Source organism: Gleimia europaea ACS-120-V-Col10b, assembly GCF_000411155.1.
Classification (GTDB): domain Bacteria; phylum Actinomycetota; class Actinomycetes; order Actinomycetales; family Actinomycetaceae; genus Gleimia; species Gleimia europaea_B.
This window is the reverse complement of the sequence record NZ_KE150266.1, coordinates 1261683-1274799: the sequence shown is the minus strand read 5'-3', so window position 1 is coordinate 1274799 and position 13117 is coordinate 1261683. Positions and strand designations below refer to the sequence as shown.

Annotated in this window: 12 protein-coding genes; 3 read left to right on the top strand and 9 right to left on the bottom strand. The window is 56.3% G+C overall.

The window, feature by feature from the left end:
* Positions 1 to 172: 172 nt before the first annotated feature.
* The 4 genes from HMPREF9238_RS05795 to HMPREF9238_RS05780 form a co-directional block, all read right to left on the bottom strand.
* Positions 173 to 1561: an AAA family ATPase gene (locus HMPREF9238_RS05795; protein ID WP_040316503.1), complete on the bottom strand. Its 1389-nt coding sequence runs from the start codon at positions 1559 to 1561 to the stop codon at positions 173 to 175.
* A gap of 123 nt (positions 1562 to 1684) precedes the next feature.
* Positions 1685 to 2368, bottom strand: a complete 684-nt coding sequence (locus HMPREF9238_RS05790) for an SOS response-associated peptidase (protein WP_016444519.1) — start codon at positions 2366 to 2368, stop codon at positions 1685 to 1687.
* A 19-nt stretch (positions 2369 to 2387) separates the two neighbouring features.
* Positions 2388 to 3515 (bottom strand): VIT1/CCC1 transporter family protein, encoded by a 1128-nt coding sequence (locus HMPREF9238_RS05785; RefSeq protein ID WP_016444518.1) that lies wholly within the window; start codon positions 3513 to 3515, stop codon positions 2388 to 2390.
* Between the two features lie 111 nt (positions 3516 to 3626).
* On the bottom strand, positions 3627 to 3926 hold the full coding sequence (locus HMPREF9238_RS05780) for a hypothetical protein (RefSeq protein ID WP_016444517.1): 300 nt from the start codon (positions 3924 to 3926) through the stop codon (positions 3627 to 3629).
* Between the two features lie 153 nt (positions 3927 to 4079).
* On the opposite strand from HMPREF9238_RS05780, the gene HMPREF9238_RS05775 reads away from it, so the two are divergent.
* Entirely contained in the window at positions 4080 to 4853 is a 774-nt protein-coding gene (locus HMPREF9238_RS05775) for an alpha/beta hydrolase (protein WP_016444516.1), read from the top strand.
* Positions 4854 to 4897: 44 nt separating this feature from the next.
* On the opposite strand, the gene HMPREF9238_RS05770 is transcribed toward HMPREF9238_RS05775, so the two are convergent.
* Positions 4898 to 5941, bottom strand: a complete 1044-nt coding sequence (locus HMPREF9238_RS05770; protein WP_016444515.1) for a PfkB family carbohydrate kinase — start codon at positions 5939 to 5941, stop codon at positions 4898 to 4900.
* A gap of 151 nt (positions 5942 to 6092) precedes the next feature.
* Here HMPREF9238_RS05770 and HMPREF9238_RS09185 point away from each other — a divergent pair, with 151 nt between their 5' ends.
* Positions 6093 to 6374, top strand: coding sequence for a helix-turn-helix domain-containing protein (locus HMPREF9238_RS09185; protein ID WP_016444514.1), 282 nt, complete (start codon positions 6093 to 6095; stop codon positions 6372 to 6374).
* Entirely contained in the window at positions 6371 to 7570 is a 1200-nt protein-coding gene (locus HMPREF9238_RS05760) for a type II toxin-antitoxin system HipA family toxin (protein WP_016444513.1), read from the top strand. The genes HMPREF9238_RS09185 and HMPREF9238_RS05760 overlap by 4 nt, the downstream gene beginning before the upstream one ends.
* Positions 7571 to 7740: 170 nt before the next feature.
* Here the strand turns inward: HMPREF9238_RS05760 and HMPREF9238_RS05755 are convergent, their stop codons facing one another.
* From HMPREF9238_RS05755 to HMPREF9238_RS05740, 4 genes are all read right to left on the bottom strand, one after another.
* Entirely contained in the window at positions 7741 to 9423 is a 1683-nt protein-coding gene (locus HMPREF9238_RS05755) for a dipeptide ABC transporter ATP-binding protein (protein WP_016444512.1), read from the bottom strand.
* A 17-nt stretch (positions 9424 to 9440) separates the two neighbouring features.
* Positions 9441 to 10394 (bottom strand): ABC transporter permease, encoded by a 954-nt coding sequence (locus tag HMPREF9238_RS05750; protein ID WP_016444511.1) that lies wholly within the window; start codon positions 10392 to 10394, stop codon positions 9441 to 9443.
* On the bottom strand, positions 10387 to 11313 hold the full coding sequence (locus HMPREF9238_RS05745; RefSeq protein ID WP_016444510.1) for an ABC transporter permease: 927 nt from the start codon (positions 11311 to 11313) through the stop codon (positions 10387 to 10389). The genes HMPREF9238_RS05750 and HMPREF9238_RS05745 overlap by 8 nt, the downstream gene beginning before the upstream one ends.
* A gap of 140 nt (positions 11314 to 11453) precedes the next feature.
* Entirely contained in the window at positions 11454 to 13085 is a 1632-nt protein-coding gene (locus HMPREF9238_RS05740) for a peptide ABC transporter substrate-binding protein (protein WP_016444509.1), read from the bottom strand.
* Positions 13086 to 13117 lie beyond the last annotated feature (32 nt).

Here is a 13117-nt window from a genome sequence, read left to right as displayed (position 1 = left end):
GGCTCCCCTGCTCCAGCTACAACGGTAAGCGCCACATCGTATCTCAACTCCTGATCGAGGCGTTGAAAGTAGACTTGTTCCGATTTTCCTTTGGAACCTTCAACCACTACCAACACTCGTGGGCGCATTTTGCGTTGCTTCCGAACTTTGCGCCCCCTTACGCCCCTAGGCATTAAGACATCGCTTCCGCTTTGTTTGCATTCCTAGCATCGTCTTTGTGGATCAGTTGCCACAGGAGTGCTGGAGCTACCCTGGGCACGCCACCGAATCGGCCTTCCAAATACTGTTTCGCAAAATTGGACTTCTGGCTGACATCTGAAAAATCCGCCAGAGAGTACAAATCTGATACCCCGTTAGAGTCTTTTTCTACGTACCAAACTTGTCTCTTGCTGAGATTTGTTTCAGATTGCTGTCCAAGTAGCGTCGTATCGTGTGAGGTAAACACTAATTGCGCTCCATGAGGATTGTATTCAGGTGATTGGAATACCGAAACTACTAGAGCAGCAAGATACGGATGCAAGCTAGTGTCCAACTCGTCAACGCACAATACGCCCCCTTCTCGTAGTCGTGTTACGACATCAACAGCCAGGGCAAGCCAGGCTAGAGTGCCGGATGACTCATCTTCGAGCTCAAATTTGTGTGCAGAGTTTCCGCTTGACCGGTGTTTGAATCGCAGTGACCTAATGATCAAATTCTCGTCAATATCTTCGGGCTTGATAACTTCTTGCTGATTCTCTGCAGGGGATTGTTGCTCCAGTGTTCGGTTAACCGCTCGAATGAATTTCAAGAAATCCTCGGGGGCTTCCGTCTCTTCGACAAAGATTTTCTCGATTCCGACGTCAGCAACGCGAGCCAGACTAACAAGATCGTCAAGCTGCAGATCACCGCTTTTAAGTTCGGTAGCGATTGAATCCAGCCTTTGCTGCATGGCTTGATCGCCTACTCGATAGATCGTCAAGTACCCCAGGATTTTATTCGCGATTTCAGACAGTAGCCCCTTGTCCAGTTGTAGGGCGCGCGAAAGAACAAGTTCCTTAGGAGCTACTTCAATGTTTCCCATTCCGTGACCAAGTTTTAGTGGAGTGTTTCCACCCTCACGATGGCGATCAAAAAGGAGCGTGGGTCTGCGGCTTTTATAGATGTCCAGGTGTTCGCCGACAACTCCCTTTTCGTCAACTGCGAATTCGTACCAGAAACGATATGGTCCTTTTGGAATTCCTGGAAATTCGTCTTCCAGATCAAGCACAAAGTCTAGACCGTATGTGCTTGGCTCGCGCTCAGATTCCGCATCTAAAACGAAGGGCGCCCGCAGCATATTTGGAAAACCCTGCCAAGCAGTTCCAGAATTTGCGATGGCCGAACCTACATAGTTAAAAGCATCGATTACTGCCGTTTTCCCGGCAGCATTTGCTCCGAAAATTCCAGCAACAGGCAGCGTATAGTCGGTCCATTCCTCTCCCGGACGCAGAGTGTTCGTCTTGAGAGTCCCATTCGTTAGATCCAAAAAGAATCCATCGCGAAAACTACGATGGTTACTTACGCTAAAAGACAGTATCTTCATACTGAAATCTTATTGCGTAAACGCTGTTTTCGGAGAAAAATTCTGAATTTGAGACTTTAATTTCAGTTTTATAAGTCAAAACTAGGTTTATCGATATAAATCCTGAGTTGTTCAGCTCGTCCGTTATACCACTTTTTCGATCAAACTGGGGTCGTTATTTCGCACGTTGCCTACGGCTTTTCCTACTTTTCTAGGGACGAGGACGGGGCTGGCTATCGCGTCCAGCAAGTGCCTGACCTCAGTATCGGTTTCTGTTTTGGGGTCCAGCCAATCGCTCCACATGGAGGGCGGCACCACCACCGGGGAGCGGTCGTGGATGTGACCGACGGCGTCGGGCGCACTGCGCGTGACGATAGCGAAGGTGAGTAACCACTGGTCGCGAGGGCCTTGCCACGCCTCGTAAATGCCGGCAAAGCCCATCACCGGGTCCCCCTCCCCCTCGGACAGAAACCAGGGTTGCTTGCCGCCAGCGCCGGCCTGCCACTCGTAGTAGCCGTTGGCGGGCACGAGACACCGGCGCCGGCGCGCTGCGGCTTTGAACGAGGGCTTGTCCACCAAGCTTTCCGCGCGCGCGTTAATCATGGGCCGGCTGGCGTCGCGCGCCCAGGAAGGCACCAGCCCCCACTGATGGGTTTGCATGCGGCGGAGCACGCGCCCAGGTTCCTCCTCGTATCTTTCAAACACGATCGGTAGCTGTTGTGAGGGCGCGGCGTTGTAAGTGGGAGCGACGTCGCCCAGGCTAAAGTCAGTGCCGAATATGCCGGCCAGTTCTTCTTCCGGTGTCCAAAGGGCGTAGCGTCCGCACATTGCTCCTCCTCGAGTCGGGTTAAATCCCGTTGGCGCCAAACAGGAGTCCCAGCGTGTAGGTGACGGCCGCAGCCCCATAGCCGATGAACAGCTGACGGAACGCGCGCCTTACCGGCGGCTTACCGGAAAGCAAGCCCACTACACCGCCCGTGAACATGAGTACCACGCCCACCACGATCGCGGACAGCAAGATCCCCAGGTTTCCGCTGGCGCCAAACAGGAACGGGAGCAGCGGCACCAGTGCGCCAATCGCGAAGAACAGGAACGAGGAAGCCGCCGCGCCCCACGGGTGCCCGATTTCCGCATGCGATTCGGACGGGTCACGGTGGCGTTCCTTGGACGACAGCAAGGAGCGCGGCGTAATGATTGAGCTGGTAGTCATTTCCGAGGCCGGCCGGTTTAACGCTTCAAAAATGATGCGCGCGTGCTCTCGGGACTCCTCAGCGGTGTCGCCGCGAGCGCGGAACACGAGCTCCAATTCGTTTTGTTGCACGTTGAGTTTGGAGACTTGCACGGGCGCGTCGGTGGACGGGTCGGAGGCCTCTAGCAGTTCACGCTGGGAGGTCACCGAGATATATTCGCCAGCCGCCATTGAGAGAGCGCCAGCTAACAGACCGGCAACACCGGTTGTAATGACCATGCTGTTCGGTACACCGGTAGCGGCTATGCCGAGGATGAGGGCGAGGTTTGATACGAGGCCGTCATTGGCTCCAAACACTGCGGCGCGGAACGTGCCGGCTATGCGGGCGCGTGAGCGGGCGGCGAGGCCGCGCACAACCTCACCGTGGATGTGCTCGTCGGCAGCCATCGCGGCGGTGGCGTCTTGGTCAACGTCGTAGGATTGGCGTTGTTCTGCGCGTTGGGCGAGGGCGAGGATGAAAATGGAGCCAAAGGTAGCGGCAAAGCGGGCGAGGATCCGCGAGTAGAGCGTGGGTTTTGGCGCGGGGTGCGCGTGCTCGCCAAGGAGGGACGTCCAGTGCTCGATGTGACGCGTTTCGGCGTCAGCAAGCGCCTGCAGGATAGCGGCTTCTTCCCCGGTGCGCCGCTGCGCTAGGTTCAAGTAGGTTTGGCGTTCCATCTGCTCGTCAGCAAGGTATTTGCGCCAGCGTTTGATTTGTTCCTCGGTTGGCTGATTGCCAGATGTCATGTAATTGTTCCTCGCACCGAACTTTGCGCCCCAGTGCCACGAAGGGCAGTGTGGGACTGTTCTAAAGACTGTTGCAATTGTTACGAGGGCGGTATTGCCGCCCTCGCCTCGTTATTCTTCTGTGTCGATGTCATCAACTTCTATGACGGTGACGTCTACGTACTGGTCTTGAGGTTCACCGAAGACGCGCTCTTTGACTACCCCAACGAGCTTGTCGGTGGCTGCGGCACCGCCCTTCTTGAGGGCTTCGGAAACTTTTTCAGAGGCTTGATCCATGCGCTCAGCTACCAGCGGACTTTGCCTGATTTTGGATGCTCGCATCTTGATTTTCTCGTAGCGTTCACGTCCTGCGCGCGTGCCTAGCACGTATCCGAGGCCGGCTCCTACGACGAATCCGAATTTTGCGCCCAAGGCTCCTCCTTATTGCATGTTTCCCAGCTAGTTTACCGGGCTTGACGCCCACTGTGCACTTGCTGGAAGCGTTTCGAGGACACGTTGTTCGCGGTTTTGAACAGGCCGGGGTTTAGGGGCGCTTTATCCCTGGTTTTCGCTTAGGCTTGAGTTGTGACAGAGGTACAGATTACGACGCCCCGCGGAGTTCGGCTTGCGGGCACGTTTGTGGACCCTGTTGATTCAACGGATGCCGCAGTTTTGTTTGCGCACTCGTTCTTGGCTGATAGGCATTCGGGAGAGCATTTCGATCGTTTATCAGCGGCGTACCGGGGTGCAGGTTATGCGACGCTGGAGTTCGATTTTTCGGGTTGTGGCGATTCTGATGACGATGTGATTACGCTGGCCAGCCAGGTTGAGGATCTACATTCGGCTTCGGCGTGGCTTCGCGCGCAGGGTTTTGGCCGACAGATTTTGCACGCCCATTCGTTTGGCACAATAGCGGCGTTGAAGGCCCGCCCGGAGGCCGCCAGGGCGATGCTTCTGACAGGCATGATCACAGGCCCGCTGTCGTTCGAGTGGGATCAGATTTTTTCGTCCACACAGCTGGATGATTTGGAGCGCTCAGGCCGCGCACAGATCCCGGACGACACGTATTCGAAGCGCGAGTTCTTTGTGATTTCAAAGCAAACGTTGATTGATTTGTCGATGAATGAGGCGGGCGACTTGCTAGATGACTTGTCCGCCCCGGTTCTGGCGATTTATGACGCGGATGATGAGCAGCTGGGCTTGGTTGAGATGGCTCAGGATGAGTTTGCGCGCCTGCCGCACGGTTCTCGCGTTGAAGTTGTTCGGGACGCCCGTTTTGGTGCGAACGAGGGTGTGGATACGCTTCGCGACATGTCGGTGAAGTGGGCTAACCACCACGTTCCGGTTCGCGTAGGCTAACTCCCCCGGTGTCTCCCCACTCCGCGCCCACTCTCTCGCGTGGTTTATGAGAGTATGCGCGCAGTTTCTGCGTCTAGGTTATCGAGGTCTCCTAGCCATGCCCTCGTTCCAAAGCTAGTGGTGCTGAGCGATGCGATGCGGTTGGAAAAGTCGATGAGCGCAGACGGGTCGGCTGTTTCCCGGTTTACGAGGCCGTGGGCGCAGCCCCACGCGAAAGCTCCGTGGAACGTGTCGCCAGCTGCAAGGGTGTCGATGGCGCCAACTGTCGGGGGCGTAACGCTCCCGGTTTCACCCAGCCAAGCCCATTGCACGGGGTCTGGCCCGGCAGTGCGCACCACTCGTTCGATGCCAAAGCCTTTGAGGAACGCCACTGTGTCATTGAAGTCTATGCATCCGGGTGGTAGGAAGTCTGCGGAGATGATGGCCACGTCAATGTAGCCCAGCAGTGTGGGTAGCCACGGTTTCCAAGATCCTCCGTCAAGGATGCGCAGGTACTCGGGTTTGTATTCTTGCGCCGCGAACGGTTCTGCGTCTGCGGGGGCGCCGTTGGTGAGGACAGCCATCGCCAGATCGGGGTTGTGTCCGTCAACAAGCACAACCTGCGGCTGCCCCATGGCTTCTAGGGTTTCCAGGGCGATGTCGGGTTTTAGCGGTAGGCGCGTGTTGGTGGAGGCAACGGTGCGCGCGTTGGTTTGCGCATTGACAAGGATCGCGGACACACTGGGGGTCAGGTCTAGCTCGCCCGTAGTTTCGGGCGCCTCAGCCTCGTAATCGGTGCAGTCAACCAGCGCCACCTCCTGAGCTTCCAGGTCTTCAAGAATGAGGTGTGCTGCAGGGCCTTCCCCGATAGCGGTAACCAAGACGCAGGCCATCGCCCCTCCCGGATTCGCACCGCGGTTGAGGTCGCTCGCGCTCGCAGCTCGGGTGGCTGCGCGCGTGAGGTGTGAGAACGCAACGGCCGCGTTGGTTGCAGGCCCGCCGGCAGCGAGGATCTGGTCAAGTGACGTTACTTTCTGATTTTCACGTACTGTGCCTGCGGTTAGTTGGGCAACGTCGAGTGTGGTTATCCCAGCGAAAAGTCCGTACATGGTTTAAGTATCTCATTGGAATAGGAGGACGCGATTATTACGCTCCTTGCTAGTGGACGTAGGGGCGCGGACAAAATTCCTCCGGTCCTTCACTCCAGCTGAACAGGAAACATGCTTCCGAAACCAGCGTTTAGAGTGTAGATTCATATACATGAACGCTCTAAACGGAAATATGCCTCCGAATAATTTAGCCTCTGACCGCGCCAATGATTCTACATCTGGGCAATTCCCCCTACCTACAGCTCAGATTGGCGGAGTGATTAAAACTGCTCGCAAAGAATACGGATTGACGCAACAACAGTTGGCTGAACTTGCTGGAGTTTCAGATCGTACGGTGCGCACTTTGGAGCAGGGCGGACTCGGCCCAACATTGAGGTCGTTACTGGCGGTCACAGGAACCTTGGGCTTGAAGGTAGAGGTAGCCAACAGGTGAGTATTGCAACCATAAGCCTTGATCAGCTCCGATTTGTAAAACGCGCAAATGTCTACAAAGGCAACCACTTGGCTGGAACGTTGTCACGCGACTCGGAGGGAGTGGTCGAGTTCAAATACCGGGATGACTATGTGGGGGATCCCGTAGCATTTTCGTTGCCGTTGGGTGAAACCTCCACACAACAAGGTGGCGCGCTCCCCGCATTCTTCGCGGGACTATTACCAGAGGGACACCGTCTCAATGTATTAAACAGAGCAACCAAAACATCTATGAATGATGAGTTTACGATGCTTCTGGCGGTGGGCGCTGACACTCCCGGCGACGTAAGGATTTTTGCATCCGAAACTACGCCTAACGAGGTTCCACCACTATACGAGGACCCATCTAGATGGAGTTTTCAAGATCTAACCGAAATGGTTGACCCATACGCAGTTCCCGGCGTTCAGCCTAAAGCATCAGCATCGATGATTAATATGCCGATTCGAACGAGACGTACGCATGCGATCCTCAAGATCGATCCGGTTGATTATCCCCACCTCGTGCGCAATGAAGCTTTACATCTACGTCATGCTCGCGGCCTTAAAATCCCTGTAGCTAAGTCTCAGTTGGTTGTAGATAAAGAAGGCGTAGAAGGCTTACTCGTTGAGCGTTTTGACCGCCGTGTTGATGCGAGCGGACAGATTGTGCGTCTCGCTCAAGAGGACGCTTCGCAAGTTCTGCAGATTCCACCATCTGAAAAATACAACGTCGAATCCGAGGCTGTGGTTTCCGCGCTCGCGCAACACACCAGTGCCCCTATGGTTGCTATCCGAGCTCTATATGTACAATTCCTGTTCGCTTGGCTTACCGGAAACGGTGATGTTCACGCAAAGAACCTGTCAATTTTGCGAAATCCGGAGGGCGTGTGGGAGGTCGCTCCGATGTACGACCTACCCTGCACGGCTCTTTATCGCGATTTCACGATGGCGCTCCCGATTGATGGGCAAACGAAGAATCTCCGGGGCCGTCATTGGGATGCTTTTGCAGATAATATCGGTCTGCCAATTAGAGCGGCCCGCAGCGCTCAACATTTGGTACTAAGAGTGGCGAAGGGTATCGATTTGAGCGAATTACCATTTGATGGATCCCCGTTGCATGGGGCTCAAAGAGAGCTTTCAAGCCGGCGTCACCATTTAGAGTCCCTACTTGACACTTAAGTCATCTACTAAGGGGGAATCAATCCCTTAACGAGTTTCCATTAGGTCACTTAGTCTTGGCTTTAACCAACGCAGCAGGCTAGTTGCGGGCACTCACTGCTTGAAGACGAATTAGGATCGCCGCTGGCAGCTTGAGCTACCAGCGGCGATCTTGGTCGATATTTCGCGCGTTAGTCGTCGACGATTCCCAGTTCGATACTCTTGCCGGGAATCGAGTCGATCAGGTTGCGCGTGTAGTCGGTGCGCGGGCTGTCGAAGATCGCGTCCGTTGCACCGGTTTCAACTACCTTACCGTGTTGCATTACCACCACGTCGTCAGCGATCTGACGGACAACTGCGAGGTCATGGGTGATGAACAGGTAGGACAGTTCCATTTCAGCTTGAATGTCGTTTAGCAGGTGCAGGATTTGGTCTTGCACAAGCACGTCAAGCGCAGACACGGCCTCGTCAAGCACGAGGACGTGCGGGCGGAGCGCAAGCGCGCGGGCGATGGCCACACGTTGGCGTTGGCCGCCAGACAGCTCGTTAGGGTAGCGCCTCATCGCGGACCGAGGGAGGGCAACCATGTCAAGCAGTTGCGCAACGCGCTCCTCACGCTCCTTCTTAGTCCCCCAGTTGTGTACGCGCATGGGTTCTTCAACCGCGCGGTAAATGGAGTACATGGGATCCAAAGAGCCGTACGGGTTTTGGAACACCACTTGCAGGTTGCGGCGCATGGCGAAGCGTTCCTTCTTGGAAAGTTCAGAAACGTTTACGCCCTCAAAAATGACGTCGCCAGAGTCTTGCTCCAACAGGCCAAGAATGATGTTCGCCGCAGTTGATTTACCAGAACCGGACTCGCCTACAACACCCAGCGTCGTACCTTTACGGAGCGTGAAGGAAACGTCGTCAAGCGCCTTGAAGGTCTGTCCGCGTTTGCCGCGAATCGGGAAGGTCTTCACCAGGTTCTTAACTTCAACCGCAGCTTCGGTTGAGGTTGCGCCCTTACCTGCGCCCAGAAGTTCCTCTTCGGTCACCTGAATGCCAGCCTGATGCGCGGTCATGATTCGCGCGGTGGTTAGCGAGGGAGCAGCGGCAACCAGCCTCTTGGTGTAGGGGTGTTGCGGACGTTGCAGGATCTGCATGGCAGGCCCGGATTCCACAACGCGGCCACGGTGCATGACCACCAGGTGTTCAGCGCGTTCAACAGCAAGGCCGAGGTCGTGCGTGATGAACAGCATTGCGGTGCCAAGCTCGTGGGTGAGATTCTCCATGTGGTCCAAGATGCGCCGCTGCACGGTCACGTCAAGGGCGGAGGTAGGCTCATCCGCAATGAGCAGTTCGGGGCGCGCCGCTAGGCCAATGGCAATGAGAGCGCGTTGGCGCATGCCGCCGGAGAACTCGTGCGGGTACTGTTTCGCAACCCGTTCGGTGTCAGGCAACCCGGCTTCGGCAAGGAGCTCGTTAACCCGCTGGTGCATTTGCGAGCCTTTAACCACATTGTTGGCTTTAAGGGCTTCGCGAACTTGGAAACCGATTTTCCAAACGGGGTTGAGGTTAGACATGGGGTCTTGCGGGACGAGGCCAATGTGGCGTCCGCGGATGCGTTCCATCTCTTTGCGGCTCTTAGTGGTGAGTTCTTCACCACGGAATTTGATGGAGCCGCCAACGATCTTACCGGTGCCGGGCAGGAGGTTAATGATGGCGTGCGCGGTAGTGGATTTACCGGAGCCTGATTCTCCTACGATAGCAACGGACTGGCCGGGGTAGATGGTGAGGTTGGCTTTCCGCACTGCGGGAACCATGCCCGTGGAAGATTGGAAGGCGACCTCGAGGTCTTTTATTTCGAGCAGGGGCTCGACGTCAGTGTTCATCTCGTTTTCCACTTCGTTTACCTCTCTCGTGACTTCGGGTCGAGAGCGTCGCGTACCACGTCACCCATCATGATGAAGCTGAGCACGGTCAGGGCTAGAGCACCTGCGGGGTAGAACAGCACGGATGGCTGGGTACGGAGCGCAACCTGCGCCTTGTTGATGTCGCCGCCCCACGAGACGATGTCTGGCGGTAGGCCCACGCCCAGGAATGAGAGAGTTGCTTCGGCAACGATGAACGTGCCAAGCGCTACGGTTGCATAAACGATGATGGGTGCCGCAGAGTTTGGCAGGATGTGGCGCATGAGGATGGTCCATTTGGATTCGCCTAGAGCCTTTGCCGCTGACACGTATTCTTCGTTCTTAACGCTCAGAACAGCGCCGCGCGTGATGCGCGCAATTTGGGGCCAGCCAAAGATTGCGAGGACAAGCACCACGGTCCAGGTGGCCCGGTGGGAGCGGAACATCTGCATAACCACGATTGCGGCAAGCAGGAACGGAATGGCGAACACAACGTCGGTGATGCGCGAGAGCAGGGAGTCGAGCCAGCCGCCGAAGTAGCCGGCCAGGGAACCGAATGCGGCGCCCATAATGGTCACTGCGATCGTGGTGAACACGCCTACGGTTACGGATGCGCGAGCGCCGTAGATGGTGCGCGCGTAGATGTCACAGCCCTGCCTGTCGAAGCCGAACGGGTGGCCACCAGAAGGGGCTTCCATGGAGCGCGACAGTTCGCAGAAGTTCGGATCCATTGAGGTGAACAGGCTGGGGAATGCGGCCAACAGTAGGGCCATCGCAATGATTGCGGCTGACACCCAGAACAGGGGGCGTTTGCGCAGGTTCTTCCAGGCTTCGCCCCACATTGACGAGGGCGCGGAGTCGTCCGCTACGGCGTCAACGGCCCCCAAGCCGGTTTCGTCTACGTCAGATACGAAGTGTTCTTGGCCTTTTCGGTAGGTAGTTTGGTTACTCATAGCGAATCCTCGGATCCAGAGCTGCGTATAGCAGATCCACTAGCAGGTTGGCGATGATGTAGACGATCACAAGGACGGTCGTGAATGACACGACGGTTGCGGGTTCGCCCTTGATGATGGCCTGGTACATGTTGCCACCTACGCCGTTGATAGAGAAGATGCCTTCGGTGACGATTGCGCCGCCCATGAGGGCTCCGAGGTCGGCGCCAAGGAATGTTGCCACTGGAATGAGCGAGTTTCGTAGCACGTGGTTTTGAATCACTTTACCGCGAGAAAGGCCCTTGGCGTATGCGGTGCGCACGTGGTCCGATGACATGGTTTCGGATACGGACTGCCGGGTTAGGCGAAGCACGTAGGCGAAGGACACGGCGCCGAGCACGATTGCGGGCATGAGGAGGGCTTCGAAAGTGGTGTTGCTACCAACTGTTGTTGGTGCCCACCCGAGTTTCACACCTATGAAGAACTGGAGGACGAAGCCGATAACGAACGTGGGCACTGCGATGACGAATAGGGAGACCACGAGGACGGTGCCATCGAAGATGCCGCCGCGACGCATTCCAGCGATGAGGCCAAAGCCGATGCCAAAAATTGCTTCAAACGCGAGTGCCATTAGGGCAAGTTTGATAGTTACAGGGAATGCGCCTGCCATCACGTCGGTGACTTCACGGCCAGAGAATGTGGTGCCGAAGTCGAGGGTAAAAATACCTTTTAGATACAGCAGGTATTGGACGATGAATGGCTTATCAAGGTTGTAGCGCGCCCTCATTTGTTCCGCGACGGCCGGTGGCAGGCCGCGGTCGCCGCCGAGAGCCTGGATTGGGTCACCGGGCATGAGGAACACTAACGCGTAGATGAGCAGCGTTGCGCCTATAAAGACGGGGATCAGCTGCAGGAGTCTACGTCCGATATATCGGATCATTGTGGTCTCCTTGGGTAACTGCTTACGCAGTTTTTATTTATTGGTTGTGAGTTATCATCTCACGGTTGTGAGTTATGTTCTCACAGGAGCGAGGCTCGGAGGGAATCCCTCCGAGCCTACGCTACCTTATTTTCGAGTAATCACTTGGTGATCTGGTAGTAAAGCGGAACAGAATTCCATCCGAACTGAACGTTGTTTACAGCTTCAGTTGAACCACCGGTCACGTTGGAGTACCACAGCGGGATTGCAGGTAGATCCTTGAAGAGAACCGTCTGCGCCTTCAGGTAGAGCTCGTTGGACTCTTCAACTGACTTGGCACCTGCAGCCTGCTTGAGGAGGCCGTCGAACTCTGCTGAGGAGTAGTCGCCGTCGTTCGAACCAGCACCCGTGGCGTACAGCGGGGCGAGGAAGTTACCCAGACCCGGGTAGTCGGCCTGCCAGCCGGTACGGAACGCGGTTTCGATCTTGCGGTTGGTTACCTCGTCACGTAGCGACTTGAAGTCGGGGTACGGGGCGCCCTTCGCGTCAATGCCAAGCACGTTCTTAATGGAGTTCGTGGTTGCGTCTACCCATGCCTGGTGGCCACCGTCAGCGTTGTAAGCGATTTCGAAGGAGCCTTCCCACGGGGAGATTTCGTCAGCCTTGGCCCACAGTTCCTTGGCCTTCTCCGGGTCGTAGTTCAGAACCTCGTTGCCTTCAACGTTCTCGTTGTAGCCGTCGATTACCGGCGAGGTGTAGTCGTGTGCCGGGCTACGAGTGCCCTGGAAGATGGTGTCGGTGATCTCCTCGCGGTTGATCGACATGGAGATTGCCTGACGACGCAGGTTGCCTTCTTCACCGTCGAAGTGCGCGAGGCGCTCCGGGATGGTGAAGGACTGGAAGGTAGCGGACGGCTGGTTTACAGCGCGGTCGCCAAGTTCGGTTTCGAAGCTGGAGAATGCCGAGTCGGGCACCGCGTCAAGAACGTCCAGGTTTCCACCCAGGAGGTCGTTGTATGCCGCGTCCTGCTGGGCGTAGAACTTGATCTCAACGCCACCGTTCTTAGCCTTGCGCGGGCCGTCGTACTTCGGGTTCGGCTTCAGCATGATCGACTCGTTGTGCTTCCAGTCATCACCGGACTCTAGCAGGTAGGGGCCGTTACCAACCGGGGCGGCGCCAAATGCTGCAACCGCGTCGGCGTCGCCAATACCTGCTTCAGGTAGCGGGTAGAACGCGGAGTAGCCCAGGCGGAGCGGGAAGTCAGCTTCAGGTTGCGACAGCTCAACGGTGAACGTCTGGTCATCAACAACCTTTAGACCCTCGAGGCCGGCGAAGTCAGCGGGAGCCTCGCCATCCTCTGGGAAGCCCTTGATGGGCTCGAAGAAGTGGGAGGAAAGGTGCGACTGCGCTACACCCTGGTTCCATGCGTCAACGAAGGACTTGGCAGTAACGGGTGAACCGTCAGAGAAGGTCTCGCCTTCCTTAATCTTGATCGTGAAGTTCTGGGAATCTTCAGTTTCAATCGATTCAGCAAGGTCGTTCTGCGCGGCACCGTCTGCATCGTAGTAGACGAGGCCAGCGTAGATAAGGTCAACAATCTTGCCGCCACCGGTTTCGTTGGTGTTGGTCGGAATGAGCGGGTTCTGCGGCTCGGAGCCGTTGGCTACAACAACGCCACCAGACTCACCCTCGGGCGCATTTGCGCCACCATTACCAGAACCGCCAGAGCATGCGGTCAGCGCGAGTGCCGCCACCGCAAAGGGGGCAGCTAGGCGCAGGTATGAACGTTTCATTTTTCCTCCGTAAAGTCGGATAAGGATGAAGA